The organism is Conexibacter sp. W3-3-2 (assembly GCF_009707605.1).
GTDB lineage: Bacteria > Actinomycetota > Thermoleophilia > Solirubrobacterales > Solirubrobacteraceae > Paraconexibacter > Paraconexibacter algicola.
In genome coordinates, this window is sequence record NZ_WLYW01000001.1 from 4726612 (window position 1) to 4752634 (window position 26023).

At 74.0% G+C, this 26023-nt stretch carries 24 protein-coding genes; 16 read left to right on the top strand and 8 right to left on the bottom strand.

The annotated features are described in order from the left end of the window. Window positions 1–113: 113 nt before the first annotated feature. Window positions 114–4649, top strand: coding sequence for a glutamate synthase large subunit (gene gltB / locus GKE82_RS22650; RefSeq protein WP_154734846.1), 4536 nt, complete (start codon window positions 114–116; stop codon window positions 4647–4649). Further along, on the top strand, window positions 4649–6208 hold the full coding sequence (locus GKE82_RS22655; protein ID WP_154734847.1) for a glutamate synthase subunit beta: 1560 nt from the start codon (window positions 4649–4651) through the stop codon (window positions 6206–6208). The genes gltB and GKE82_RS22655 overlap by 1 nt, the downstream gene beginning before the upstream one ends. A 12-nt stretch (window positions 6209–6220) precedes the next feature. Here the strand turns inward: GKE82_RS22655 and GKE82_RS22660 are convergent, their stop codons facing one another. Together GKE82_RS22660 and GKE82_RS22665 are read right to left on the bottom strand one after the other, a co-directional pair. Further along, on the bottom strand, window positions 6221–7393 hold the full coding sequence (locus GKE82_RS22660; RefSeq protein ID WP_154734848.1) for a sensor histidine kinase: 1173 nt from the start codon (window positions 7391–7393) through the stop codon (window positions 6221–6223). Continuing rightward, window positions 7390–8037 (bottom strand): response regulator transcription factor, encoded by a 648-nt coding sequence (locus GKE82_RS22665; RefSeq protein WP_107570144.1) that lies wholly within the window; start codon window positions 8035–8037, stop codon window positions 7390–7392. Before GKE82_RS22665 ends, GKE82_RS22660 begins: the two co-directional genes overlap by 4 nt. Before the next feature lie 255 nt (window positions 8038–8292). Between GKE82_RS22665 and GKE82_RS30440 the strand changes: the two genes are divergently transcribed. The 8 genes from GKE82_RS30440 (at window position 8293) to GKE82_RS22705 (ending at window position 15891) form a co-directional block, all read left to right on the top strand. Continuing rightward, window positions 8293–8940 carry a hypothetical protein gene (locus tag GKE82_RS30440; RefSeq protein ID WP_154734849.1) on the top strand — a complete coding sequence of 216 codons (648 nt, stop codon included), beginning with the start codon at window positions 8293–8295 and terminating at the stop codon, window positions 8938–8940. A gap of 33 nt (window positions 8941–8973) precedes the next feature. Further along, complete coding sequence (locus GKE82_RS22675) at window positions 8974–9960, top strand: TerC/Alx family metal homeostasis membrane protein (protein ID WP_107570142.1); 987 nt, start codon at window positions 8974–8976, stop codon at window positions 9958–9960. A 47-nt stretch (window positions 9961–10007) separates the two neighbouring features. Beyond that, window positions 10008–10628, top strand: coding sequence for a TetR/AcrR family transcriptional regulator (locus GKE82_RS29275; protein ID WP_199223983.1), 621 nt, complete (start codon window positions 10008–10010; stop codon window positions 10626–10628). A gap of 124 nt (window positions 10629–10752) precedes the next feature. Next, window positions 10753–11679 carry a hypothetical protein gene (locus tag GKE82_RS22685; RefSeq protein WP_107570141.1) on the top strand — a complete coding sequence of 309 codons (927 nt, stop codon included), beginning with the start codon at window positions 10753–10755 and terminating at the stop codon, window positions 11677–11679. Between the two features lie 229 nt (window positions 11680–11908). Then, complete coding sequence (locus GKE82_RS22690) at window positions 11909–12769, top strand: hypothetical protein (protein WP_154734850.1); 861 nt, start codon at window positions 11909–11911, stop codon at window positions 12767–12769. A 48-nt stretch (window positions 12770–12817) separates the two neighbouring features. Next, on the top strand, window positions 12818–13837 hold the full coding sequence (locus GKE82_RS22695) for a hypothetical protein (protein WP_154734851.1): 1020 nt from the start codon (window positions 12818–12820) through the stop codon (window positions 13835–13837). 108 nt (window positions 13838–13945) lie between these two features. Then, a complete protein-coding gene (locus tag GKE82_RS22700) occupies window positions 13946–15244 on the top strand; it encodes an RNA polymerase sigma factor (protein ID WP_154734852.1) in 1299 nt (432 codons plus the stop codon). A gap of 191 nt (window positions 15245–15435) precedes the next feature. Next, window positions 15436–15891, top strand: a complete 456-nt coding sequence (locus GKE82_RS22705) for a hypothetical protein (RefSeq protein WP_107570137.1) — start codon at window positions 15436–15438, stop codon at window positions 15889–15891. Here GKE82_RS22705 and GKE82_RS22710 read toward each other — a convergent pair. Genes GKE82_RS22710 through GKE82_RS22725 form a run of 4 tightly spaced genes read right to left on the bottom strand, consistent with a single transcriptional unit; the run spans window position 15888 to window position 18311 of the window. Beyond that, window positions 15888–16520, bottom strand: coding sequence for an HAD family phosphatase (locus tag GKE82_RS22710; RefSeq protein WP_154734853.1), 633 nt, complete (start codon window positions 16518–16520; stop codon window positions 15888–15890). The genes GKE82_RS22705 and GKE82_RS22710 overlap by 4 nt on opposite strands. Beyond that, complete coding sequence (locus GKE82_RS22715; RefSeq protein ID WP_107570135.1) at window positions 16517–17443, bottom strand: hypothetical protein; 927 nt, start codon at window positions 17441–17443, stop codon at window positions 16517–16519. The genes GKE82_RS22710 and GKE82_RS22715 overlap by 4 nt, the downstream gene beginning before the upstream one ends. Next, window positions 17440–17943, bottom strand: coding sequence for an FxsA family protein (locus GKE82_RS22720; protein WP_154734854.1), 504 nt, complete (start codon window positions 17941–17943; stop codon window positions 17440–17442). The genes GKE82_RS22715 and GKE82_RS22720 overlap by 4 nt, the downstream gene beginning before the upstream one ends. Window positions 17944–18002: 59 nt before the next feature. Beyond that, a complete protein-coding gene (locus tag GKE82_RS22725) occupies window positions 18003–18311 on the bottom strand; it encodes an STAS domain-containing protein (RefSeq protein ID WP_107570133.1) in 309 nt (102 codons plus the stop codon). 50 nt (window positions 18312–18361) lie between these two features. Between GKE82_RS22725 and GKE82_RS22730 the strand changes: the two genes are divergently transcribed. The 5 genes from GKE82_RS22730 (at window position 18362) to GKE82_RS22745 (ending at window position 22057) form a co-directional block, all read left to right on the top strand. Next, on the top strand, window positions 18362–18658 hold the full coding sequence (locus GKE82_RS22730; protein WP_107570132.1) for a metal-sulfur cluster assembly factor: 297 nt from the start codon (window positions 18362–18364) through the stop codon (window positions 18656–18658). A gap of 73 nt (window positions 18659–18731) precedes the next feature. After that, window positions 18732–20423 carry a S8 family serine peptidase gene (locus GKE82_RS29280; protein WP_154734856.1) on the top strand — a complete coding sequence of 564 codons (1692 nt, stop codon included), beginning with the start codon at window positions 18732–18734 and terminating at the stop codon, window positions 20421–20423. Further along, window positions 20420–20698: a hypothetical protein gene (locus tag GKE82_RS30190; protein WP_309233774.1), complete on the top strand. Its 279-nt coding sequence runs from the start codon at window positions 20420–20422 to the stop codon at window positions 20696–20698. The genes GKE82_RS29280 and GKE82_RS30190 overlap by 4 nt, the downstream gene beginning before the upstream one ends. 2 nt (window positions 20699–20700) lie before the next feature. Then, window positions 20701–21081: a hypothetical protein gene (locus tag GKE82_RS30195; protein WP_309233831.1), complete on the top strand. Its 381-nt coding sequence runs from the start codon at window positions 20701–20703 to the stop codon at window positions 21079–21081. A 7-nt stretch (window positions 21082–21088) separates the two neighbouring features. Then, window positions 21089–22057, top strand: a complete 969-nt coding sequence (locus tag GKE82_RS22745; RefSeq protein WP_154734857.1) for a M28 family metallopeptidase — start codon at window positions 21089–21091, stop codon at window positions 22055–22057. Between the two features lie 4 nt (window positions 22058–22061). Here the strand turns inward: GKE82_RS22745 and GKE82_RS22750 are convergent, their stop codons facing one another. Both GKE82_RS22750 and GKE82_RS22755 read right to left on the bottom strand, forming a co-directional pair. Continuing rightward, window positions 22062–24245 carry an MMPL family transporter gene (locus tag GKE82_RS22750; RefSeq protein ID WP_154734858.1) on the bottom strand — a complete coding sequence of 728 codons (2184 nt, stop codon included), beginning with the start codon at window positions 24243–24245 and terminating at the stop codon, window positions 22062–22064. 78 nt (window positions 24246–24323) lie between these two features. After that, window positions 24324–24956, bottom strand: coding sequence for a TetR family transcriptional regulator (locus GKE82_RS22755; RefSeq protein ID WP_154734859.1), 633 nt, complete (start codon window positions 24954–24956; stop codon window positions 24324–24326). Window positions 24957–25054: 98 nt separating this feature from the next. On the opposite strand from GKE82_RS22755, the gene GKE82_RS22760 reads away from it, so the two are divergent. Further along, a complete protein-coding gene (locus tag GKE82_RS22760) occupies window positions 25055–26020 on the top strand; it encodes a 4-hydroxy-3-methylbut-2-enyl diphosphate reductase (protein ID WP_107570126.1) in 966 nt (321 codons plus the stop codon). Window positions 26021–26023 lie beyond the last annotated feature (3 nt).

Sequence of the window (26023 nt, forward strand, 5' to 3'; positions counted from 1 at the left end):
GCGCGTCCGCAGCCGTCGCCGACGCGCCGCAACGGTGATCGTCGGCCCCCTCGTTGCTACCCTTCGGCGCTCGCTCCGCCTCCGGGCACCCCCGCGTCTACCGGGAGCCTTCTATGACTCTGCATCACCAGCGCCCACCGGCCCAAGGCCTGTACGACCCCGCGAACGAGCACGACGCCTGTGGCGTCGCGATGGTCGCACGCCTGGACAACACGCCCACGCACGAGGTCGTCGACCGCGCCCTGACGGCGCTCGAGAACCTCGAGCACCGCGGAGCGGCCGGGGCGGACGCCAAGACCGGGGACGGCGCCGGGATCCTCGTCCAGATGCCGGACGAGTTCTTCCGCGGCGTCTGCGACTTCGAGCTGCCCGACCTCGGCCAGTACGGCGTCGCCACGTGCTACCTGCCCCGCGACGCGGCGCTGCGCGCCAAGGTCGAGGGCCTGCTGGAGCTCAACGTCCGCGTCGAGGGCCAGATCGTCCTGGGCTGGCGCGAGGTCCCGATCGACGAGGACCACGTCGGCGTCACCGCCAACCAGTCGCGCCCGCACATCGCGCAGCTGTTCATCGCCGCCGGGCCGGGCTTCACGCACGACCAGATGGCGTTCGAGCGCAAGCTCTACGTCATCCGCCGGATCGTCGAGATCGCCGCCGGCCCCGACTTCTACGCGCCCTCGTTCTCCTCGCGCACGTGCGTGTACAAGGGCATGCTGATCTCCGACCAGGTCCGCACGTTCTTCCCGGACCTGCAGGACGAGCGGTTCAAGAGCGCCCTGGCGCTCGTCCACTCGCGCTTCTCGACGAACACGTTCCCGTCCTGGGAGCTCGCGCACCCGTTCCGCGTGATCGCCCACAACGGCGAGATCAACACGCTGATGGGCAACATCAACTGGATGCGCGCCCGCGAGTCGCAGCTCGCCAGCGAGCTGTTCGGCGGCGACCTGCAGAAGGTGCTGCCGGTCGTGCGCGTCGGCGGGTCGGACTCGGCGACGTTCGACAACGTCCTCGAGCTCCTGATGCTCGCCGGCCGCTCGCTGCCGCACGCGATCATGATGATGATCCCGGAGGCCTACGCCGACCGCGACGACCTCCCGGACGACCTCAAGGGCTTCTACGCCTTCCACTCGTGCTTCATGGAGCCGTGGGACGGCCCCGCCGCGGTCTGCTTCACCGACGGCAAGGTCGTCGGCGCGACGCTCGACCGCAACGGCCTGCGTCCCGGCCGCTGGGTCGAGACGACGGACGGCCACGTGATCCTCGGCTCGGAGACGGGCATGCTGCCGGTCGCCCCGGGCGAGGTGAAGCGCCTCGGCCGCCTGCAGCCGGGCAAGCTCTTCCTCGTCGACCTCGAGCGCGGCCGCATCATCGCCGACGAGGAGGTCAAGAAGGAGGTCGCGACCCAGCGCCCGTACGCGGACTGGTTCCAGGAGAACGTCGTCCACTTCGACGACCTGCCGGTGAAGGAGCCGCGCGTCGAGCGCACCGAGCCGCTGCGCGCCCGCCAGCTCGCCTTCGGGTTCAGCCAGGAGGACCTGCGGGTCCTGCTCGCCCCGATGGCCAACAAGGGCGAGGAGCCGATCGGCTCGATGGGCAACGACAACGCGCTCGCGGTCCTCTCCGACCAGCGCCCGCCGCTGTACTCGTACTTCAAGCAGCTGTTCGCGCAGGTCACCAACCCGCCGATCGACCCGATCCGCGAGGCCATCGTCATGTCGCTGGGCACCGGCATCGGCGCGGAGGGCAATCTCCTCACCGAGACGCCGGCGCACGCCCGCCAGATCGCGATGGAGCAGCCGATCCTGCGCAACCACGAGCTCGAGACGCTGAAGCAGATCGAGCACCCGGCGTTCCGCTCGGGGACGATCGACATCACCTGGCCGGTCGCCGAGGGCCCCGAGGGCATGCAGGCGCGGCTCACCAACGCCTGCGACGAGGCCCACGACCTCATCGAGGCCGGCTTCAACATCATCATCCTCAGCGACCGCAACCTCGGCGCCGACCGGGCCGCGATCCCGGCGCTGCTGGCGGTCGCCGCGATCCACCACCATCTCGTGCGCGAGGGCACCCGCCTGCAGGCGGGGCTCGTCCTCGAGTCCGGGGAGCCGCGCGAGGTGCACCACTTCGCGACGCTCATCGGCTTCGGCTGCAGCGCGATCAACCCGTACCTGATGTTCGAGTCGCTGACCGAGCTGCAGGACGAGGGCCAGCTCGCGACCGACACGCTCGAGGAGTCCGAGCGGCACGTCGTCAAGGCGATCGGCAAGGGCCTGCTGAAGACCATCTCCAAGATGGGGATCTCGACGACGCAGTCCTACTGCGGCGCCCAGATCTTCGAGGCCGTCGGTCTCGAGAAGCAGCTCGTCGAGCGGCACTTCACCGGGACCGCGTCGCGGATCGGCGGCGTCGGCCTCGAGGTCCTCGCCCAGGAGGCGCTGGACCGTCACGCCCGCGGCTACGGCTGGGCGGGCACCGAGGACGACGAGGAGCTCCTGCCGGTCGGCGGCGTCTACGCGTGGCGGCGCGACGGCGAGCACCACCAGTGGAACCCGCAGACGATCTCGCTGCTGCAGCACGCGGTCCGCACCGACGACGAGCTCGACGCGCGCGAGAAGTATCGCGAGTACGCGAAGGCGATCAACGAGGACGCCGCCCGCAAGGCGACGCTCCGCGGCCTGCTCACCTTCCGCACCGACGCCGAGGCGATCCCGCTCGAGGAGGTCGAGCCGGTCTCCGAGATCGTGAAGCGGTTCGCGACCGGCGCGATGTCGCTGGGGTCGATCTCCACCGAGTCGCACGAGACGCTCGCGATCGCCATGAACCGGATCGGCGGCAAGTCGAACACCGGGGAGGGCGGGGAGGACCCGCGCCGCTTCACCCGCGACGAGAACGGCGACCTGCGCCGCTCGGCGATCAAGCAGGTGGCGTCCGGCCGCTTCGGCGTGACCGCGCACTACCTCGTCAACGCGGACCAGATCCAGATCAAGATGGCGCAGGGCGCCAAGCCCGGCGAGGGCGGCCAGCTGCCCGGGCACAAGGTCGACAAGTACATCGGCAGCGTCCGGCACACCACGCCCGGCGTCGGCCTGATCTCGCCGCCGCCGCACCACGACATCTACTCGATCGAGGACCTCAAGCAGCTCATCTACGACCTGCGCTGCGCGAACCCGAAGGCGAGCGTGTCGGTCAAGCTCGTCTCCGAGGTCGGGGTCGGCACGGTCGCCGCGGGCGTCGCGAAGGCCAACGCCGACCACGTCGTCATCGCCGGACACGACGGCGGCACCGGTGCGTCGCCGCTGAGCTCGATCGTGTCCGCGGGCACGCCGTGGGAGCTCGGGCTCGCCGAGACGCAGCAGACGCTGCTGCTCAACGACCTGCGCTCGCGGATCACCGTCCAGACCGACGGCCAGCTGAAGACCGGTCGCGACGTCGCGATCGCGGCGCTGCTGGGCGCCGACGAGATGGGCTTCTCGACCGCCCCGCTGATCGCGACGGGCTGCATCATGATGCGCGCCTGCCACCTGAACACCTGTCCGGTGGGCATCGCGACGCAGGACCCGGAGCTGCGCAAGCGGTTCCGCGGCCAGCCGGAGCACGTCGTGAACTTCTTCTTCTTCGTCGCGGAGGAGGTCCGGGAGATCATGGCCTCGCTCGGCGTGCGGACGTTCGACGAGCTGATCGGCCGCAGCGACCTGCTGATGGCCGACGCGGCGATCGACCACTGGAAGGCGCGCGGCATCGACCTCACGCACATCCTGCACCGGCCGGAGCTGCCGGCGGGCACCGCGCTGCACCGCATCGAGGCGCCGCCGTACGCCCTCGGGGACCATCTCGACCACGAGATCCTCGCGGCGATCGGCGACCAGGTCGACGCGGGCGAGGCGTGCGAGCTCGACATCGCGGTCCGCAACGTCAACCGCACCGTCGGCGGCATGCTGTCGTCGAGGATCGCCGAGAAGCACGGCGTCGAGGGGCTGCCCGCGGACACGGTCCAGGTCCGCTTCACGGGCTCCGCCGGCCAGAGCTTCGGCGGCTGGCTCGCCCCGGGCGTGGTGTTCACGCTCTCGGGCGACGCCAACGACTACACCGGCAAGGGCCTGTCCGGCGGCACGCTCGCCGTGCGGCCGCCCGAGGGCGTGACGTTCGCCGCCGAGGAGAACGTCATCGTCGGCAACACCGTGCTGTTCGGCGCCACGAAGGGCAAGGCGTTCTTCCGCGGTCTCGCGGGCGAGCGGTTCTGCGTGCGCAACTCGGGGGCCTCCGCGGTCGTCGAGGGCGTCGGCGACCACGGCTGCGAGTACATGACCGGGGGCCGCGCGGTCGTGCTCGGCCCGACGGGCCGCAACTTCGCGGCGGGCATGAGCGGCGGCCTGGCGTTCGTGTTCGACGAGTTCGGCGGCTTCAAGCACCGGATCAACCCGACGATGGTCGACCAGATCGAGCCGCTGGACGAGGCGGACCGCATCGAGGTCCGCGAGCTCGTCGAGGAGCACCTCGCGCGCACCGGCTCGGCCGTCGCGCGGCGGATCCTCGACGACTGGGACACGCTGAGCACGAAGTTCGTGAAGGTGTTCCCGACCGACTACAAGCGCGTGCTCGCCGAGCTCGCGAAGGAAGAGGCCGCGAACGCGGGCTCGGAGGTGACGGCCTGATGGGCGAGCTGGGAGCGTTCCTGAAGATCGAGCGGTCGGGCGTCAGCTACGACGACCCGGGCGAGCGGCTCGAGCACTACAAGGAGTTCATCACCCCGCGGCCGGTCGAGGAGGTCGCCGAGCAGGGTGCGCGCTGCATGGAGTGCGGCGTCCCGTTCTGCCACAACGGCTGCCCGCTGGGCAACCTGATCCCGGACTGGAACGACCTCGTCTACCGGGGTCGCATGAAGGACGCGATCAAGCAGCTGCACAGCACGAACAACTTCCCGGAGTTCACCGGGCGCCTGTGTCCCGCCCCCTGCGAGGCGGCCTGCGTCATGGAGATCCGGGAGGGTGAGGCGATCACGATCAAGCAGATCGAGAACACGATCATCGACACCGCCTGGGAGAACGGCTGGGTCGTGCCCGAGCCGCCCGAGAAGGAGACCGGGCGGACCGTCGCGGTCGTCGGCGCCGGCCCGGCGGGCCTCGCCGCCGCCCAGCAGCTGCGGCGCGCGGGCCACACCGTCACGCTCTACGAGCGCGACGAGTCGCCCGGCGGCCTGATGCGCTTCGGCGTCCCGGACTTCAAGATCGAGAAGGGCGTCATCGAGCGGCGCGTCGAGCAGCTGGTGGCCGAGGGCGTGCAGCTGCGCTGCGGCGTCGAGGTCGGCACCGACGTCACGCTCGAGCAGCTGCGCGCCGAGCACGACGCGGTCGTCCTGTCGATCGGCTCGCGCGTCCCGCGCGACCTGCCGGTCGAGGGCCGCGAGCTCGACGGCATCCACTCGGCGATGGAGTACCTGTACGTCCGCAACCGCTGGGTCGCGGCCACGCAGCCCGACCAGCCGTCGCCGCGCTCGCAGGCGCCGGAGCCCGACGCGATCAGCGCCGCCGGCAAGCACGTGGTGGTGATCGGCGGCGGCGACACCGGCGCCGACTGCGTCGGCAACTCGCTGCGCGAGGGCGCCCTGTCGGTCACGCAGCTGGAGCTGCTGCCCGAGCCGCCCGCCAAGCGCCCGGACGACCGCACCCCGTGGCCGCTGTGGCCGCAGAAGTTCCGGCTCTCCTACGCGATGGAGGAGGGCCTGGCGGTCGACAAGGCCGAGCAGGACTTCTCGGTCGTCACGACCCGCTTCGTCGGCGAGGACGGCAAGGTCACGGCGATCGAGGTCGCCGACGCCCAGCCCGCCCCGCCGTTCGGCCCCGTCGAGGGGACGACCCGCGAGATCAAGGCCGACATCGTGTTCCTCGCGATGGGCTTCCTGCACCCCGAGCCGGAGCTGGTGGACGGTCTCGGCCTCGCGAAGGACCAGCGCGGCAACATCAAGGCCCCGACGTACGCGACCTCCGAGGAGGGCGTGTTCGCCGCCGGTGACGCGCGTCGCGGCCAGTCGCTGATCGTGTGGGCGATCAACGAGGGCCGCCAGGCGGCGCGCATGGCGGACCGCTACCTGCACGGCCTCGGCCCGGTCGAGGGCTCCGACCAGCCCGGCCCGGGCGACCGGGACCAGGCGGCGGGCGACGCCCTGCCGCACGCGGGCGCCGAGCCGCCCGAGCAGGCCGAGCCCGGCCTCTGACGCCGCCGCCGGTCAGGCCTGTGGGCCGGCCGGCAGCCAGACCTCGACGCGGGCGCCCTCACCGGGGGCGCTCGCGAGCTGCAGCCGACCGCCGAGCGCCTCCGCGCGCTCGGCGCACGAGGCCAGTCCGATGTGGCCGTGCAGCGGCGCGTCACGCGCGCGCCCGCGGTCGATGCCGCGCCCGTCGTCGCTGACGGTCAGCGCGATCCCGCCCTGCCGCCGGCGGACCTCGACGGCGACGCTGCGCGCGTCGGCGTGCCGGACGGCGTTGGTCATGAGCTCGCGGGCGATGGCGAACACGACCTCGTCGGTCGCCCCCGTGGCGTCGTCGGCGACCGTGATCTCCCAGGCGACCGACCGGTCGGGCAGACGGTCGGCGAAGCGGTCGGCGACGGCCTGCAGCGCGGCGGCGAGTCCGGCGTGGCGCAGCAGGTGCGGGTGCAGGTCGAAGATCGCGTCGCGCAGCTGCGACACGGTCCGGTCCAGCCCGGTGCGCACGAGCCCGAGGTCCGCCGGGCGGTCGTCGTCGCCGCTGCCGAGCGCCTGCCGGGCGGCGAGCAGGTTCTGGATCGCGTCGTCGTGCAGCGCCTCGGCGAGGCGGCGGCGCTCCCGCTCCTCGGCCTCGATCGCGCGCGCCACGAGCCGACCGCGCTCGTCGGAGAGGCTGACGATCTGCCGCTGGCGGCGCACGAGGACGGCGCTGAGGAGCGTCGAGGCCATGACGAGCCAGACGAAGTACAGCGACTGGGTCGCCTCGAAGGCGACCGCGTCCTGGCGCGAGTCGGGGTAGGCGATCGTCGCGACGAGGTAGCAGGTGAGGGCGGCCGCGGAGGCGATCGCGGTCTCGCGCGGGCCGCGCAGCAGCGCGGCGGCGACCGGCACGACGAAGAACCCGTAGCGCAGCTGCGAGAACGGGCCGCCGGAGGTGTACGTCAGGCCACCGAGGAGCGCGAGGTCGATCGTGGCGGTGACGCGCAGCGGCAGCGGGCGACGGCCGGGGGCGAACGCGATGCCGGCGAGGACCGCCGCGTAGACGACGCCGAACGCGAGGACGAAGCGGAACGCGCCGCTGTGCGCCTCGGGGTGGTCGATCAGCCGCTCGCCGAAGAAGAAGACCGGGACGGCGGCGAGGCGCACGAGCGCGACGACGCGCGCCGGGTGGTCCAGGAGCGCCGCGGACCTCATTCGAGCAGGCCGCGCCGCATCGCCTCGGCGACCGCCGCGGCCCGGTCGGAGACGCCGAGCTTCTCGTAGAGGCTCTGCAGGTGGCCCTTGACGGTGGCGGGGGAGAGGTAGAGCTGCTTGCCGATGTCGGGTGCGCTGTGGCCTTCGGCGACCAGGGCGAGGACCTCCTGCTCGCGGGGGGACAGCGCCGGTCGCGAGGTCGTGCCGCGGCTGCGGATCTCCTGCGCGATGCCCGCCTGGATCTCGGGGGCGAGCACCGTCTCGCCGCGCGCGACGGCCGCGATGGTGTCGCAGACGCGGTCGCGGTCGGCGTCCTTGGAGAGGTACGCCTCGGCTCCGGCCGCGACGGCCTCGTAGGCGATCGCCCCGTCGAGGAAGGCGCTGAGGAGCACGACCTTCACCGGGCTGCTCTCGCGGCGCAGCGCGGCGAGCACCTGCAGGCCGTCGAGCTCGGGCAGCTTCAGGTCCAGGACGATGACGTCGGGCCGGGTCTCCCGGGCGCGCTCGAGCGCGGCGCGCCCGTCCGCGGCCTCGCCGACCAGCTCGAAGTCCGGGCGGCTGCGGATCGTGGCCACGAGCGCCTCGCGGAACAGCGGATGGTCCTCGGCGACGAGGATCCGGATGCGGTCGCCGACGGGGCTCATCGCCAGAGCGTACGGCGTGCGGGGGCCTGCGGTTCGCCGCCCGACGATCGGCGGGGAACCGATCGACGGGGCGCGATCGGGTCGCGGCTCCCTCCGCCCGGCCCGTGGCGGTGCGGGCGGTGCGGCGGGACACTTCTCCCGTGCGCTGACCCGACCATCGCCCCGGCGCTCCGGCGCCGGGGCGGGGTTGTGCTCGAGACCAGAGACGGGCGGCCCGCCCTCTCCCGCCCGACCCACGGAAGGACAGACCGCTCCGTGCCCGCGCACTCCGAACCACCTGCGGCCGACCTCGAGCGCTCCGCGCCGGTCCCGGTCCTGCTGCTCGGGGGCCTGCTCGCCCTCGTGGCGGCGATGCTCGTGGTCGTGGGCACGCCACCCGTCGTCGCGGTCCTGCTCGCCGCCCTCGCCGGGGCGGTGCTCGTCGGACGCGCCGAGCACGTGATGCTGCGCGAGCTCCGCGCCCGGGTCGGCCTGCCGGCCGAGCGCGCGCAGCTGCGGTCGGTGTCCGTGCAGGTCGGGGCGCTGTGCGCGGCGGCCGACGTGCCGGAGCCCGAGCTCCTGATCGGGGGCGAGGGCGTCGCGGACGTGACGCCGGTCGCGCGGACGCGCCGGGCCTCGACGCTCGTGCTGTCGGAGTCGCTGCTCGCCCAGGCCCCGGCGGACCGGGCGGCGCCGCTGGCCCGGGCCGTGGCGGAGGTCGCGCTCGGCCACGCCGAGGTCCGGACGGTGGCGGGTGCTCCCGGGGCCCTCGGCGCGACGCTCGTCTCGCGTGCCCTGCTGGCGGTCGGGCGCCGCCGCCGTGACGAGGCGGCCGATCTGGTGGCGGGCCGGCTGGTCGGCGCGGCGCGCTCCGGTGCGCCCAGTCGCCCGGCGGTGCCGTACCGCGACTTCGTGAAAGCCTGACCCGGCGTCCGCCGGGCATACTGAAGGACACCTATGGACGCCGGATTCGCCCTCTGGGCCGGGCTCATCGCCTTCGTGCTGATCAGCCTGGCCGTCGACATGCTGCTGTTCGAGAAGCGCGACGAGGTCGCGACGATGCGGCGGTCGGTGGTCTTCAGCATCGTCTGGATCGCCGCGGCGATCCTCTTCGGGCTCGGCCTGATCGTCGCCGGGGAGTCGGACGCGGGCACCGAGTTCCTGACCGGCTACGTGCTCGAGCGGTCGCTGTCGCTCGACAACGTCTTCGTCTTCGCGATCATCTTCGGCGCGATGGCGGTGCCGACCGTCGTGCGCTCCACGGTCCTGCTGTGGGGCATCATCGGCGCGCTGATCCTGCGCACGATCTTCATCGTGGCGGGCGCCGCGCTCGTGGAGTCCTTCCACTGGGTCCTGTACGTCTTCGGGGCGATCCTGCTGTTCACCGGCATCCGGATGGCGATCACCGACGACTCCGAGCCGGATCCGGAGAAGCTCCCGGGCGTCAACCTCGTGCGCCGCTTCACCCCGGTGACCGAGGGCTACCGTGGCGACAAGCTGTTCGTGCGCGAGGGCGGGCACCGCATGGCGACCCCGCTGCTCGTCGTCGTCGTCGCGGTCGCGACCGCGGACGTCATCTTCGCGGTCGACTCGATCCCGGCGATCTTCGGCATCACCACCGACACGTTCATCGTGTTCGCCGCGAACGCGTTCGCGCTGCTCGGCCTGCGCGCGCTGTACCGCCTGCTCGACGGCGCGCAGGAGCAGTTCCACTACCTCAAGTACGGCCTGGCGTTCCTGCTCGTGTTCATCGGCGTCAAGATGCTCATCGAGGACCTCTGGCACATCCCGATCGGCCTCTCGCTCGGCGTGATCGTGCTGACGCTCGTCGTGTCGGTGGTCGTGTCGCTGCGCAAGCCGCCGGAGGACGGGCACGGGGGCGACGGCGGCAGCGGCGTCGTGGCGCCGGGTCCGCCCGAGCCGCGGATCCCGGTCGCCGGCTGACCCGCGACGAAGTTGACGCAGGCGTCACGATCGCTAGGGTGGCGATCGTGACGACCGCCGAAGGACCCCCCGCCGGCAAGCGCGAGCGCACGAAGGCCGCCAACCGCCGGGCGATCCTCGACGCCGCGCTCGAGGTCTTCGGCGACCTCGGCTACGGCGCGGCGACCGTGCGCGACATCGTGCGCCGGACCGAGCTCGCCACCGGCACCTTCTACAACTACTTCCCCGACAAGGAGAGCGTCCTGCGCGCGCTCCTGGAGGACGCGGCGCCCGCGGCCCGCGCGCGCGTGCGGCAGGCCCGTCTCGAGGGCACCAGCGTCGAGGAGTTCATCTCCAACGGCTACCGCGCCTACTACGCGTTCCTCGTCGAGGACCGGCGGCTGCTGGCCGTGCTGCGCCGCAACGCCGGGACGATCCGCTCGATGATCGACGAGCCCGCGCTGGGCTCCGCGACCGAGGACCTCGCCGACGACATCCGCCGCGGGATCGCCGCCGGCTACCTGCCCGACGTGGACCCCGAGGTGCTCGCCGGAGCGATGGTCGGGGCGGGCTTCGAGATCGGCGTGCGGATGCTCGACGACGACGCGCCGGACGTCGAGGCGGCCGTCGCCTTCGTGTCCGCGATCTTCGTCGGTGGGCTGCGGGAGCTCTCCCGGCGCACCACCTGACGGTCCGTCGACGGACGGCCCGTCCGTCCATCGGACGCGGCACGCCGCAACTCCGCCGCCGCTAGGCTGTTGGCCTCGTTCGACGGACCGACCGACCCGACCCCAGAAGAGGTACCCCACCCGTATGCGCCGCATCGCCCTCCTCGCGAGCCTCGCCGCCACCGGCCTGCTCGCCGTCCCGGCCACCGGCCAGGCCGCGTTCACCACCGGCATCGGTGATCAGCAGCCCAGCATGTTCTCCAGCCCGTTCTTCCCGGCGCTGAAGGTCACGCACGTCCGCTACATCGTGTCCTGGGACGCGATGAACCACCCCCAGGAGGTCCGCGAGGTCGCGACCTTCATGGCCGCCGCCAAGTCCCGCAACGCGAAGGTCCTCGTCGCGTTCAACCACTCGCGCTTCGGCAAGAAGTCCGCCGCGCCCTCGCCCGCCGCCTACGGCAAGGCCGTCGCGAAGTTCCACGCCGCCTTCAAGTCGCAGGTCGAGGCGTACCAGACCTGGAACGAGATCAACCACTGCGGCTCGCAGCCCGCCGCGCTCTGCAAGGGCGCGACCGGCGCCAAGCGCGCCGCCGCGCTCTTCAAGGAGCTGAAGAAGCGCGCGAAGGGCAAGACGATCGTCGCGGTCGACCTGCTCGACGGCAACAACGCCAAGGCGTACCGTGGCACGGCCGCCTACGCGAAGAACTTCGTGAAGTTCGCGAAGAGCAGCAAGCCGACCGTCTTCGGCCTGCACAACTACTCCGACACGAACCGCAGCAGCGCCACGCGCACGAAGTTCATCGTCAAGAACGGCCTGCCGAAGAACGCCAAGGTCTGGGTCACCGAGACCGGCGGCATCGCCCAGTTCGGCGGCAGCTTCCCGTTCGACCTGCAGCGCCAGGCCCGCTCGGTCAAGCAGGCGTTCAAGATCGCGGGCCAGGTCAAGCAGATCAAGCGGCTCTACCTCTACAACTGGACCGCCAACGAGGGCGGGCGCTTCGACTCCGGCCTCGTCGACGCCTCCGGCAACCCGCGCCCGGCGTACACCGTCGCCGTGAAGCGCGGCAAGTAGCCGCCTCGACATCCGTCACACCGCGCCCTCCCCAGTTCTGGGGAGGGCGCTCGTGCGTCCGGGTCCAGTTTTCGCCCGGCCCCTTGCGTGGGCGCGGACGGTCGCCGATCCGCTTCGCATGTCACGGATGACGGGGAGGACCGGAGAGGACCGAGGTCACGTCGCGGCGGAGCCGCGGGTCCGCATCGGTGCGCCCGAGAACGGGCGCACCGGCGCCGACCGTCGCTCCGTGGCACCCCGTGTCCTGCTCAACGCCGCCTCGTGGGGCGACGTGCGTGACGCGGGACCCGCTCCGGTGGCGCCCGAGCTGGCGGCCCGGAGCGTCCCCCTCGACCGGCTCGCCGACGTGCTCGGCGAGCGGGCGTCGACGCTCGCGGAACTGGGTCCCTGGGACGACCCGCCCCGCGGGCGGTGCGCGTCCGGCGCGCCGGTCGGGATCGGGCGCGCACCCACCGGCCCGCATGCGGCCCGGGGCGTGGTGCGCCGCTGCGGCGCCCGTCGCCGCGGCCAGGACGCCACGCTGCTGGCGGCCTGCTGGGAGACGGCGGACCTCGCCCGGCGCCACGCGCGGCACGCCGCGCTGGCCCCGGTCGGCCACCCGCCGTCGCCTCCCGCGGGGGCGGTCCGGGCCCGCGTGGCGCGGCGCCGGCGCCCCGCGCTCCCACGGCCCGCGACGGTCCTGCGGGCCGTCGTCGGGCTCGTCCGGCGGCTGCCGCGTCCGCGTGCGGCGACCGTCGCGTCCATCGTGCGCTGGGGGCTGCTGGCCCTCGGCGTCCTGCTCGGGGTTCGCTGGGCGCTGCCCCTGCAGGGCGTCGAGGGGCGTTGCCCGCCGTCCGGCGAGGGCTACGGCTACTGCTACCTGCAGAAGTCCGTGCTGCCGTCGGTGATCCTGCTGCTGGCGCCCGTGCTCGGCGCCCAGCTGCTCGGCTCCTTCTCGACCCGCACCGCGCCGGAGCTGCGCCGGCGCTGGCGGGCCGGGGAGCGGCCGACCCGCAGGACGCGCGCGCAGGTCGCCCCGCCGTATGCGGAGGATCCGACGCTCCTGGCCGCGAGCTGGGGCGTGCGGACCGGGGCCGACGACGACCGCTGAGCACCGCCCGGGGAGGGCCGGGCGGGCCGGACTCCTAGACTGCGGGGCATGCCGACCTTCTGCCGCCACGGCCGTCTCGAGGAGCGCTGTCCCGTCTGCGTCGCGAAGGCGAAGAAGGCGAGCGGCGAGGCCGCGCCGCGGCGCACGAGCAGCGCCCCGCGCCGCCCGCCGCGCACCGCGTCCGGCGGCGCGACCCGCACGCGTCCCGGTGTCGTGGTCCGCAAGGAGGCCCGCGCGGCCGAGGACGGCTACGCCAACGAGCTCGTGCCCGGCCTGCGCGCGACCGCGGACGCCGCACGGCTGGCGGAGGAGCTCGGGTTCGCCGTGGCCCGGGTCGAGGAGCTGCAGCTCGCCGCGCCCGGCCGCTACGGCGAGGTCGCGCGCCTCGCGGGCGAGGACCGCGAGGAGGCGTTCTGGCTCGCGTTCCAGATCGCGGCGCTCGGCCCGCTGGAGACCGACGAGCCGTGGGCGACGATCGACGCCGTCCGGACCACCTGGGCGGACGGGGCGGATCCCGAGCCGGGGGAGCTGCCGCTCGGTCCGCGGGCCGGCATCGACCGCCGTCGGGGCGCCGCGGCCACGTTCGCGGCGTACCGGGCCTGGGCGCAGCGTGCCGGCTCGCAGGAGGCGGCGTTCGCCGGGGACGCGGCGTGGACGCCGCAGCGGCGCTTCGACCGGGCGTTCGAGCGGCTCGGGCTGCCGGGCTTCGGCCGCTCGCCGCGGTTCGAGCTGCTCGTGCTCGTCAGCCGCCTCGGGCTCGTCGAGCTCGAGCCCTGGACGCTCATGTACGGCACCGACGCGACCGATCCGGTCGTCGTCGCCGCCAAGCGCGTGTTCGGGATCGGGGACGCGATCAACCTCTCGCGCCGGTCCTCGGAGCTCTGCGCGGAGGCCGGCGTGCCCGCCGCGGCACTGGACCTCGCGCTGCGCAACTTCGGACAGCCGGCGACGGCCCCGCGGCTGCGGGCCGCGGCCACGGTCGGCGTCGACGACGAGGTCCGCGCCCGCGTCGCCCGGGTGCTCGGCGCCGCCCCGGCCCCGGAGGAGCCCTCCGACGCTGCATCCTGACGCGGCGTTCCCCGCCGCGAGGTTTCCGGCAGCCGTGCCGGCCGTCGACTCGGAGGGGGTGCAGGGACCGTCGTGGGGGCGGTCCCGGGACCCGGAGGACGGCAGGACGTGGCGACGACGGAGGACCGGCAGGACGCGGCGCAGGCGCTGATCGCGCGGACGCTCGCCGCACACCACGACGAGCTGCGGCGCACCGCGCGCCGGCACAGCCTCTGCGAGGACGACGCCGCCGACGCGCTGCAGCGCGCGCTGGAGCTGTTCCTGCGCCACGCCGCCCGGCTGGAGCCTGCCGACGCGCACCGCTGGCTCTTCACCGTCACCAAGCGGGAGGCGTGGGCGGTCCGCGCCGAGCGCCAGCGGCTGCTGCCCGGGGGCAGCGCCGACGAGGTCGACCGCAGCGACACCCGGCACGTCCCGCCGCCGGACGAGCGCCTGCTCGAGCGCGAGCGCCTGGACCGCACGACCGAGGCGCTCGGGCACCTCAAGCCGGCAGAGCTGCAGGCGCTCTGGCTGAAGGCCGCGGGTGCGAGCTACGAGGAGATCGCCCGCGATCTGGGCTGGACGCGCACGAAGGTCAACCGCTCGCTCGCCGAGGGCCGCGCGCGACTGCGCGCCCGGATCGCGGGGATCGAGTCCGGGGAGGAGTGCGACCGCTGGCGACCGCTGCTCGGGGCGCTGCGGTCCGGACGCGCGGCCCCGGAGGACCTCGTCGCCGCCCGGCGTCACGTGCGCAACTGCCCGGCCTGCCGCGCGGAGCTGCGCACGGCGCACCGCTCCCGCGGGCCGCTGGCGCTCGCCCCGCTGGCGGTCGGGCTCTGGGTGGCGCTGCAGGAGCGCGCGGTCGGCTCCGCCGCGCGGGCCCAGGCGGCGGTCGAGGCGCTCACCGGCGGCAAGGCCGCCGCGGTCGCCGCGTCGGCCGCCGCGATCGCGGGTGGTGGGGCGGTCGCGGTCGAGCGCGTCGTGGTCCCGCCGCGCGGGGCGCAGCAGGAGCGCGCCGCGCACCCGGGCCCGCCCACCGAGCCGCCGGCGCGAGCGGCCCGCGCGCGGCCGGTCACGGTGCCGGCCGCGACCGTGGCGACGGCGGCGCGGACGGCGGTGTCCCGCCCGGTCGCACCGACCGTGGACCCTGATCGGGGGCGCACCCGTCGGAGCGCCCGGCGGACCGCGGCCACCGCCTCTAGCGGTGGCAGCGGCGGCGGCGAGTTCGGCCCCGGCACGCTGGAGGACCCTGGGCCGGCCGAGCGCCCGGCGCCGGCCGTCGTGCCGCGCGCCGCCGTCGCGTCGGCCCGGGCCGCGCAACCGGCCCCGGCGGCGTCCGGCGCGGCGGTCGCGCCGGCCCCGTCCGCCGCGCGCGCACCCACGCGCCGCGCGCCGTCGGGCGGCGACTCCGGGGACCTCCTGCCGTGACGGTCCCCCGACCGCGCGCGACGATCACCCCGCATCCTGCGGGAAACGCCGTCGCGGCCCCGGCCGGCGGCGTTGTCGCAACGTGCGGGAATCCCGCCGCGACCGTACGGGTCCGTACCGATCTGCCGTCCGGTCCGCGGCCTACGGTGCAGCACGTCCGCACCGTCCCTCGAGCGCTTGAGGAAGCTGCAATGGCCCTCTGCTTCATCGAACCCCAGGACGCGATCCGCGTCATCGCCGAATCCGTCGGCCGCGAGGCCCGCCGGCAGCTGCTCGGCGAGCTCGTCCGCGCGTGGGTCGACGAGATCCCCGAGCAGGACCTCGAGGCCCACTACGCCAAGGCGGTCGCCGACCTCGACGAGCACGACCTGTCGATGCTCGCCGCGTGGCACGCGTCGCTGGAGGTCGGGCATCCGATCGCCAACCGCGAGTTCCTCACCGGCGTCTTCCCGAAGCTCGGGGAGAACCGGCGCGAGGCGCTGAAGATCGCCGCCGGCTTCCGCGGCGAGGAGGCGTTCGACGCCGGCGTCGCGGAGGAGCAGGCGCTGGAGACCGTGCTGCCGCGCCTGTCGCGCGAGCGCGCGACCGAGCTCGCGAGCGAGTGCCTCGAGCTCTACCTCTGGGACCGGCTGGGCTCCGACAACTAGCGTCCCAGGAACGCGTCGACCGCCGCGATCGTGGCGGGCACGTCGCCCTGGTACCAGACGGGATGCAGGCCGACCGCGGCGGCGGCCTCGCAGTTGTGCGCGAAGTCGTCGATGAACGCGCACGCCTCGGGCGGACGGCCGAACCGCTCGCACGTCATGCGGTAGATCTCCTCGTCCGGCTTGCGGATCCCGACGTACGCGGAGTCGACGACGACCTCGAACAGGTCGTCGACCGGGAACATCGCCCGCCAGTACGGGCCCCACTCGCGGACGTTGTTCGTCAACAGCGCCAGCGGCACGCCCTCTCCGCGCAGGACCGTCAGGTAGTCGAGCAGCTCGGCGTTGGGGTGCAGGTTCGCGAAGTACGTCTCGGTGAAGCCGTCCATCGTCACCTCGCGCCCCAGGTCGACGGTCATCTGCGCGGCGAGGTCGGCCTGGAAGGCCGCCTCGGTCACGCGGCCGCACTCGAGCTCGTACAGCGGATGGCGGCCCGTGCGCTCCGTCAGCGTGGTCATCGCTATGCCGAGCGCGCTGAGCGGCACGCCCGACAGCCGCTCCCACGCCGTGAAGGCCTCCTGCAGCGGCGAGGTGAGCACGCCGCCGAAGTCGCAGACGATCCCGCGGCTCATGCGGCCACCCGGCGCACGACGTCGTAGCGGCCCACGCCGTGGCGGCCGTCCATCGACCAGGCGAAGAACGCGCAGTCCAGCCGCAGCCGCCCCAGGTCCAGGGACGTCCCGCAGAGCACCTCGCCCGCGATCCGGGCCGGGTAGCCCTCGGGATCGACCCACAGCTCCAGGCCGGCGCGTCGCTGGCGCAGCTCGCCGTCCATCGTCGTCGACAGCCGGGGCTCCTCGACCGCGAGGGCCACGGCGGGCCCGTCCCCGTCGGGCGCGAACAGTGTCGCGGCGAGCGCCTCGTCGGCGTGCGTCCGGGTGCCGCGGCGCCCGTCGCTGGGACGGATCGCGGTCAGCGTCGCGCCGTCGGTCGGCGTGATCCACGCGCTCACCGTCCGGGCCAGCGCCACGTCGTCCCAGTCCGGGGCGCCCCACGAGTGGCCGCGCTGCCCGAGGCAGTCGACGCGGCGCAGGCCGCCGCGCACCCGCGCCGACCCCGTCACGCGGCAGAGCTGGTCGTAGCCGGTCATGCCGCCCAGCCGTGCGGCGTCGCTCTCGGGATCGAGCTCGCCCGGCTGGCTGGCGGCCTCGAAGCGCAGCTCGAAGCCCGAGCTGCCGTCCTCGCTCTCGAACGACACGGTCCAGGCGGCGAGCGGCTCCTCGACGGTCGTCCGGACCCCGGCGGCGTCGACGCCCTCCCAGCCGTCCCCGGCGACCGGCAGGCCACCCGCGGCACGCACCGCGACCGGCTCGCGCCCGGAGAACAGGACCGCGAGGCCGCTGCCCTGCGGGGCGCCGTCCTCGCCGGGGGAGCGGCCGATGCGGGCCAGGCCGTAGACGTCCGCGGCGGGGTCGCCGAACGCGAACGTCACGGCGTCGCTGAACGCGGCGCCCTGTCCGGGCCGGGGGGTCTCGTGCTCGGCGGTGACGGTCACGGGAGCTCCTTGCGGGGGTCGTGGATCTCGTGCGCGGTGCCCTCGACGACGTCGTCCTCGGCGGGACGGCGCGGTCCCGGACGGCCGCGCATCGCCGCGTTCGCGCCGGCCGCGCCGAACGGGCCGCCGACCGTGAACGCGATCCGGTTCAGCGCGCCGCGCAGCAGGATGCGCCGCACGACCGCGCGCGTGGGCGGCAGCAGCAGCACGATGCCCAGCACGTCGGAGAGGAAGCCGGGCGTCAGCAGCAGCGCGCCGCCGAAGATGACGAGCGTCCCGTCGAGGACCTCGCGGGCCGGCGGCCGGCCCGCGGCCAGCGCCTCGTTGAAGCGCCGCCAGACCGCGCGGCCCTGCGAGCGCAGCAGCACGGTGCCGAGCACCGAGTCGAGGATCAGGATCCCGATCGTGTTGAGGACGCCGATCGCCTGCCCGACCTGGATGATCACGTAGAGCTCGACGATCGGGACGAGCAGGAACAGGAGGACCAGGAGGAGCGGCATGCGCACCGTCAAGGCTACGGCAGCGGGGCGCGCGACCACCCCGCGGCGTGGCGCCGCGCTCAGGCGGGCGCGGGCTCGACGCGGACGCCCGGCAGCCGGTGCAGTCCCACGAGCTCGATCAGCCGCGCGATCTGCGGCTGCGCGCCGCGCAGCACCATGCCGTGCCCGACCTGGCGCAGGCGGCGGGCGACCATCATCAGGTCGAGCATCAGCGACGCGTCGGCCCACGCGAGCTCGCTGAGGTCGACGACCAGCTCGCCGCGGGCGCGCAGCGCCCGCGAGAGCGCCCGGCGACGGCGGCTCTGCGTCGTGCGGTCCTCGTCGCCGGAGCAGCGCAGGAACGGGGGCTCATCGTGGAAGTCGACGATGGCGCGACCCTATCCCGGAGCCCGCCGACCGCTCAAGCTAGACTGGGCGCATGGTGACCGTTGACGACGTCGAGGCCGCGCTCGAGAACGTGATCGACCCGGAGCTCGGGCTGAGCTTCCCGGAGCTGGGTCTGATCTACGGCATCTCGGTGGACGGCGGGCACGTCCACGTGACGTTCACGCTGACCTCGCCCGGCTGCCCGATCGGCCCGCAGGTCATCGAGCAGATCGACGAGTTCGTCAGCGAGCTCGAGGGCGTCGAGTCCGTCGAGTCGGAGATGACCTTCACGCCGCCGTGGACGGCGGAGCGGATGAGCGAGGACGCCAAGTTCGCGCTCGGCTACTGAGCTGAGCGGTCGCGGGCGCGCCGCCCGCAACCGCTGCGGGACACCCGGCCGCGGAGTTATCGTGCTCGTGCAGATGCCCGGCCCGTCCCGACAGCGCGGAGGAACGCTCACGGTCCTCGCGCTGATCGCCATGGTCCTCGGGCCGGCGCCGACGGCCATCGCGAGCACCGCGACCGGCCGGGTCCTCGTGGCGCTCGACCGGCCCGCCGGGTCGGCCGAGGGCCCGCGCGCGACCGCCGCGGCGGTCCGGGCGCTCACGGCGCGCGCCGGTGCCCGCGCGACCGGGATCGCGGTGCCGCACCTGGACACCGTCGTCGTGCGCCCGCCGGCCGGGGTCGGCCCCGCGGCGTTCGCGGCCCGGCTGCGCGCCCTGCCGGGCGTGGCCCACGCGGAGGCCGAGCAGCGGCACACCCCGCGGTTCGTGCCCGACGACCCGGCCCTCGTGACGCCCGAGCCGCGGGCGTCACCGGACACGCCGCTGCAGTGGTGGGTCGCGCGGACCGGGCTGTTCGCGGCCTGGGACGTCACCCGCGGCGAGGGCGCGCGCGTCGCGGTGATCGACACCGGCGTGGACGCCGCGCACCCGGACTTCGCCGGCCGGATCATCGACGCCGTCGACCTCGACGACCGTGGCGGTGGGGACGCGCGCACCGACGAGACGGGGCACGGCACCCACGTCGCCTCGATGGCGTGCGCGGCCGGTGACGACGGGATCGGCATCACCGGCGCGGGGCTCGGCTGCCGGATGCTCGTCTACAAGTCCGACCTGTCGGACTCGAGCATCGCCCGGGCGATCGTCGCGGCCGCCGACGCGGGGGCGCACGCGATCACGATGAGCTTCGGCACCGACGGCCGGCAGCCCGCCGCACGCGTCCTCGTCGAGGCCCTGCGGTACGCGGTCGACCAGGGCGCGGTGCCGGTGGCCGCGGCCGCCGACGAGCCGGTGCAGGAGCAGGGCGACCCGAGCAACGTCCTGCAGCCCACCGGGACCGGGCCGGACATCACCCAGGGCCTGGGCCTGTCGGTGACCGCCGCGAACTTCCTCGACGAGCGGGCGAGCTTCGCCGGCTTCGGCTCCCAGATCTCCCTCGCCGCCTACGGGGCGTACAACGTCAGCGGCGGGCCGCGCGGCCTCTTCGGCGCGTTCCCCGGACAGACCACCGAGCTCGAGCGGGGCGGCCTGTTCGACGCCGGCTGCAGCTGCCGCGCGACCCTCAACGGGGACGACCGCTACGCCTACCTGCAGGGCACCTCGATGGCGACCCCGATCGTGGCCGCGGTCGCCGCGCTCGTGCGCGACCTCAACCCGGACCTGTCGGTCGCAGAGGTCGTGCGGCTGCTGAAGGAGACCGCGCGCCGGCCGGCCGGGACCGGCTGGACCGCGGAGCTCGGCTGGGGCATCGTCGACGCGGGAGCCGCGGTCACCGCGGCACGCCGCCTGGACCGTGCCGCGCCGACCTCGCGGCTGCGCCGCCCCGGTCGCCCGCGCGACGGCCGCCTGACCCTGCGCTGGACGAGCGCCGATCGCGCACCGGCCCGCCTGACCGCCAGCGGCGTCGCCCGGGTGGAGCTCTGGCGCTCGGCCAACGGGCGTCCGGCGCGGCGCGTCGCGAGCTCGCGCACGGGCAGCGCGCGCGTGCGGGTCGCGCGCGGCAGTCGCTACGCCTTCTACACCGTGGCGGTCGACCGGGCGGGCAACCGCGAGGCGCCACCGCCGCGCCCGGACACCCGCGTGCGCGTGCCCGCACGGGAGCCGCGCCGGTGAGCTTCAGCGACGAGCTCCGCGCGCGGAGCGCCGATCTCTGGGAGGCCCAGCACGCGCACCCGTTCGTCCGCGGGATCGCCGACGGCACGCTCGACCCGCGGTGCTTCGAGCACTACGTCCGCCAGGACTACGTGTTCCTCATCGAGTACGCGCGGTTGCTGGCCCTCGGCGCGGCCCGGGCGCCCGACCTGGAGACGATGCGCCGCTTCGCCGACCTCGCGCAGGCGATCCTGGGGGAGGAGATGGAGCTGCACCGGGGGTCGCCCGCGACCTAGGGATCGACGCCGCCGCGCTCGAGCGCGAGGAGCCGGCGGCCGCGACGCGGGCCTACACGGACTTCCTGCTGCGCACCGCGACGCTCGGGGACTTCGCCGAGCTCGCCGCGGCGCTGCTGCCGTGCATGTGGGGCTACGCGGAGATCGGGGAGCGCCTCGCCCAGGAGCCCACGCCCGCCGACCGGCCGGCCGCGTACACGGCCTGGATCGCCACGTACGCCGACCCGGAGTTCCAGCGGCTCGCCGCGTGGAGCCGCGCGCTCGTCGACCGGGCGGCCGACGGCCTGCCCGAGGCCCACCGCGCCCGGATGCACGCGGCGTTCGCCGGGTGCTCCCGCCTGGAGCTCGGCTTCTGGGAGATGGGATGGACCCGTGCGCGATGATCCGCCCGTGCCCCGCCCCCTGATCTCGACCGTGCTCGCCGTCCTGGCCGCGACGGCGGCGACCGTCGCGCTCGCCGCCTGCGGCGACTCCTCCGACGGGGAGGCGCGGGCGACGGCCCCGACGGCGACCGCGACCGCCGCCCGGTCCGCCGCGGACCCCGACCCGGCGGTCCCGACGGCGACGCTCACGCGGTTCGACGGCGCGCGGGCGATGTCGCTGCTGCGCTACCAGGTCTCGTTCGGGCAGCGGCCCGCCGGCTCGACGGCCCTGCGGAAGCTCGCGCCGCAGCTCGCCCGGCGGCTGCCCCGCGGGCGGCTCGTCCCGGTGCCCGGCCATCCGGGACTGCAGAACGTCGTCGGTCGCATCCCCGGCCGCCGGCCCGCGATCGTCATCGGCGCGCACTACGACACCGAGGCGCAGCCACCGGGGTTCGTCGGCGCCAACGACGGCGCCGCCGGGACCGCCGGGGTCATCGAGGTGGCACGGGCGATGCGCAAGCTGTCGCGGCCGAAGGACGCGCGCGAGCTGCGGTTCGTGCTGTTCGACGGGGAGGAGGAGCCGCTGGGGCAGTCCGACGCGGACTTCTACGAGGTCGCGCTGCGCGGCTCGAAGGCCTACGCGCGCGCCAACGCGCGCTCGACGCGCGCGATGATCCTCCTGGACTACGTCGCCGGGATCGGGCAGCGCATCCCGCGCGAGGGATCCAGCGACGAGGGCCTGTGGCGGCGGCTGCGGGTCGCGGCACGCCGCGCCGGGGTCCTCGACGTCTTCCCGGCGGGCACGGGCGCCACGCTGTTCGACGACCACACGCCGTTCCTCAACGAGGGCATCCCGGCGATCGACCTGATCGACTTCACCTACGAGCACCGCGACACGGTGCAGGACACGCCCGACAAGACCTCCGAGCAGGCGCTCGACGCCGTCGGCGAGACGGTCGTCGAGCTCCTGCGCGGCCTGGACGCCTCGGGCTACTGACGGCTCAGGCGAGGACCTTCTCGCGCGGCGCCGCGGGTGCCTGCGGGTCGACGCTCTCGACCGCGTGGCCCTCGAGCGAGACGTTCGGCAGCAGCCGGTCGAGCCAGCCGGGCAGCCACCAGGCGCGGTCGCCGAGCAGCAGCACGACGGCCGGGGTGATGACGAGCCGGACGATGAGCACGTCGATGAGGATCGCGAGGCCGAGCCCGACGCCGAACATCTTCGAGATCACGTCGTCGGTGGTCACGAAGGCGAGGAACACGGCGGCCATGATCAGGCCGGCGAAGAGCACGACCTTGCCGATGCGGGCCATGCCGTGCACGACGCTGTCGCGCGGGCCGTCGCCGCTGTTGTAGGCCTCGTGCATCCGCGAGAGCAGGAAGACGTTGTAGTCCATGCTCAGCCCGAACAGGATCGCGAACATGAGCACCGGCACGAACGACACGATCGGGATGCCGCTGTCGACGCCGATGAGGCTCGCGCCGAAGCCGTCCTGGAAGACCGCGGTCACGGCGCCGTAGGCGGCGACGATCGACAGCAGGTTCAGCACGGCGGACAGGAGCGGGATCAGCAGCGAGCGGAACGCCATCACCAGCAGCAGCACGGAGAGGCCGACGACGACGCCGATGAACAGCGGCAGCCGCGACGCGACCTTGGCCGAGAAGTCCTCGAACGTGGCGGTGGTGCCGCCGACGTACACGTCGAGCCCGGTGCCGCGGGTGGCCGCGGGCAGCACGTCGTCACGGAGGCGCTCGATCAGGTCGCTGGTGCGCGCGTCCTGCGGGGAGGTCGTGGGGACCGCGAAGATCGTCGCCATCTCGCCGTCCTCGCTGGTGATCGGCGGCTGGACGCTGGCGATCCCGGGCTGGGCGGCGACGGCCGCGGAGATCCGCTGCACCTGTGCGTCGGTCTGCGCGCCGCGGTCCGGGGTGTCGACGGCGAGCAGCAGCGGGCCGTTGGAGCCGGGCCCGAAGGCCTCGCTCAGGGCGTCGTAGGCGACGCGCTGGGTCTTGGAGGTCGGCTGGTTGCCGTCGTCGGGCTGGCCGAGGCGCAGGTCGAGTGCGGGGAACGCGAACACGAGCAGCGCGAGCGTGCCGGCGGCGATCGCCAGCCACGGGCGCGCCGTGATGATCGAGCCCCAGCGGGCGAAGCCGGGGGAGGGGTCGACGTGCGCGGCCTCCTTCGGGCGCAGGCGCTTGGCGATCGCGCCCATCATGATCGGGAGGATCAGCAGCGCGGAGAGGACGACAGCGAACACGCCGATCGCGGCGCCGAGGCCCATCTTGCCGATGGCCGGGATGCCGACGACGAGCAGGCCGGCGATGGCGACCATGACGATGAGGCCCGCGGCGACGACGGCGGTGCCGGCGGTGGCGGCGGCCTTCGCCGCCGCGTCGCGCGTCGAGTCGCCGGCGGCGAGCTGCTCGCGGAACCGTCCGATGATGAGCAGCGAGTAGTCGATGCCGGCGCCGAGGCCGAGCATGATCGCGATCGTGGTCGCGAAGCTCGGCAGCCCGAGCGGCTCGGCGAGCGCGGCGAGGAGCATCTGCCCGACGGCGACGCCGATGATCGCGCCGAAGAGGGTCGCGCCCATGGCGGCCTTGGAGCGGAACAGGAGCGTCAGCAGGATGATCGCGATGCCGACGCCGACGAGCTCGCCGACGGGGGCCTGGGCCTGCTGCTGGGCGGTGTCGACGACGATGCCGCGCTGGGACATCTGCACGCCGGATGCCTCGGGGACCTCGGCGGCCTTCTCGAGGTCCTCGCCGTCCTTCTTCTTGATGTCGGCGGCCTCCGTGGAGTACCGCACGTCGACCGACGCGAGCCGGCCGTCGCGCGAGAGCGCGCCGCCCTGGGCGAACGGGTCGGCGACGGAGATGACGCCGTCGAGCTGCTTGACCTTCGCCAGCGCGGCCTGGACCGCGGCCTTCGGGCGGGCGTCGGTGATGCGCCCCTGCTCGACGGTGTAGACGAGCGTCGCGTCGCCGCCGGCGAAGGCCGGCGTGTGGTCGCGGAAGAGGTCGTAGGCCTTCTGCGAGTCGGCGCCGGGGACGTCGAAGCTGTCGGCCGGCGGGTTGGCCGTGCCGGCGAGGACGCCGAGGACGACCAGCGTGGCCAGCGCGAACGCGAGCGAGCGCTTCCAGCGGTGGGAGATCGCACGGGCGATCCGCGCGAGGAGGGACGACATGTGGGCTCCTGAGGGGGGAGGGGTGGACGGCGACGCGGACAGTACCACACTCAGTGCAAGACTGCACTGAGTGCAGAATTACTGGGGCGGGCGGCGGTCGCCGGACTGCAGCGCGTCGAGGCCGCCGCGCAGGAACGCCAGGGCGACGTCGAGGACCTCGAGCGGGTCCTCGCTGCCGAGCAGTTCCCAGTGGTCGGCGTCCAGCTCGTCCAGCGACATCAGCGCGGCGACCGCCGCGGCGGCGACGAGCCGGGGGCGGATGCCGTCCGGGTCGTCCCCGAGGTCGCGGGCGATGCCCTCGCGCAGCACGTGCTCGAACTCGCTCATCTTCGACAGCCGCTGGGCCGCCAGCGACGGCGTGCCGCGGATCAGCTCCTTGCGGCACGTCTCCGCGGGGTCGTCGGGGTCGTGGTCGGCCAGCAGGTCGGCGATCCAGCGGCGCAGCGCGTCGATCGTCGACTCCGCGTCCTCGCGCTCGCGCAGGAGCGCGGAGAAGCCGTCGAGGGCCTGCTCGTGGTCGGCGAAGACCACGTCCTCCTTGGTGGGGAAGTAGGCGAAGAACGTGCGTGGGGCGATGTTCGCGGCGGCCGCGATATCGGCGACCGTGACGCCGTCGAACCCGCGCTCGCGGAACAGCTGGAGGGCCTCGCGCGCGATGGTCTCGCGCGTCTGGCGCTTCTTGCGCTCCCGCAGTCCGCCGGTGTCGCTCATCACCGTCACCGTAGCATCGTGCAGCGGCTGCAGACCTGCACTGAGCGCAGAAATGCCGCGGTGGTCGTGCCACCCCGACCCGTCCGTACACTGGGCACATGGCCACGAGCACCGTCGAGAAGCTCCTGCTCGCCGCCCCGCGCGGCTACTGCGCCGGCGTCGACCGGGCGGTCCAGACCGTCGAGCGCGCGCTCGAGCTGCACGGCGCGCCGGTCTACGTGCGCAAGGAGATCGTCCACAACAAGCACGTCGTCGAGCAGCTGCGCGAGCGCGGCGCGATCTTCGTCGACGAGCTCGACGACTCCATCCCCGAGGGCGCGATCACCGTCTTCAGCGCCCACGGCGTCTCGCCGATGGTCCACGCCGACGCCGAGCGCCGCAAGCTCCGCACGATCGACGCGACCTGCCCGCTCGTCACGAAGGTCCACCGCGAGGCCGTGAAGTTCGCATCCGAGGGCTACACGATCGTGCTCATCGGCCACGACGGCCACGAGGAGGTCGAGGGCACGATGGGCGAGGCGCCCGAGGCGATCGTCCTCGTCGAGACCGAGGCCGACGTCGACGCGCTCGAGGTCGCCGACCCCGACCGGCTCGCCTACATCTCGCAGACGACGCTGTCCGTCGACGAGACCCGCCAGATCATCAACCGGCTGCGCGAGCGGTTCCCGAACATCACCGGGCCCCGCACCGACGACATCTGCTACGCCACGACCAACCGGCAGGCGGCCGTCAAGCAGATGGCGCAGCACTGCGACCTCGTGCTCGTCATCGGCTCGCGGAACTCGTCGAACTCCAACCGGCTCGTGCAGGTCGCGCAGGAGCACGGCGCGGCCTCGTACCTCATCGACAACGAGTCCGAGGTCGACGAGGCGTGGCTCGACGGGCCGCGCACGGTCGGCATCAGCTCCGGCGCCAGCGCGCCCGAGGAGCTCGTGCAGCGGCTCGTCGCGTTCTTCCGCTCCCACGGGGTGCAGGACGTCAGCGAGTTCGAGGTCATGCAGGAGGACGTCCGCTTCATGCTCCCCAAGCCGATCCGCCAGGCGATGGCGGCGGCGAAGGGCTGACGG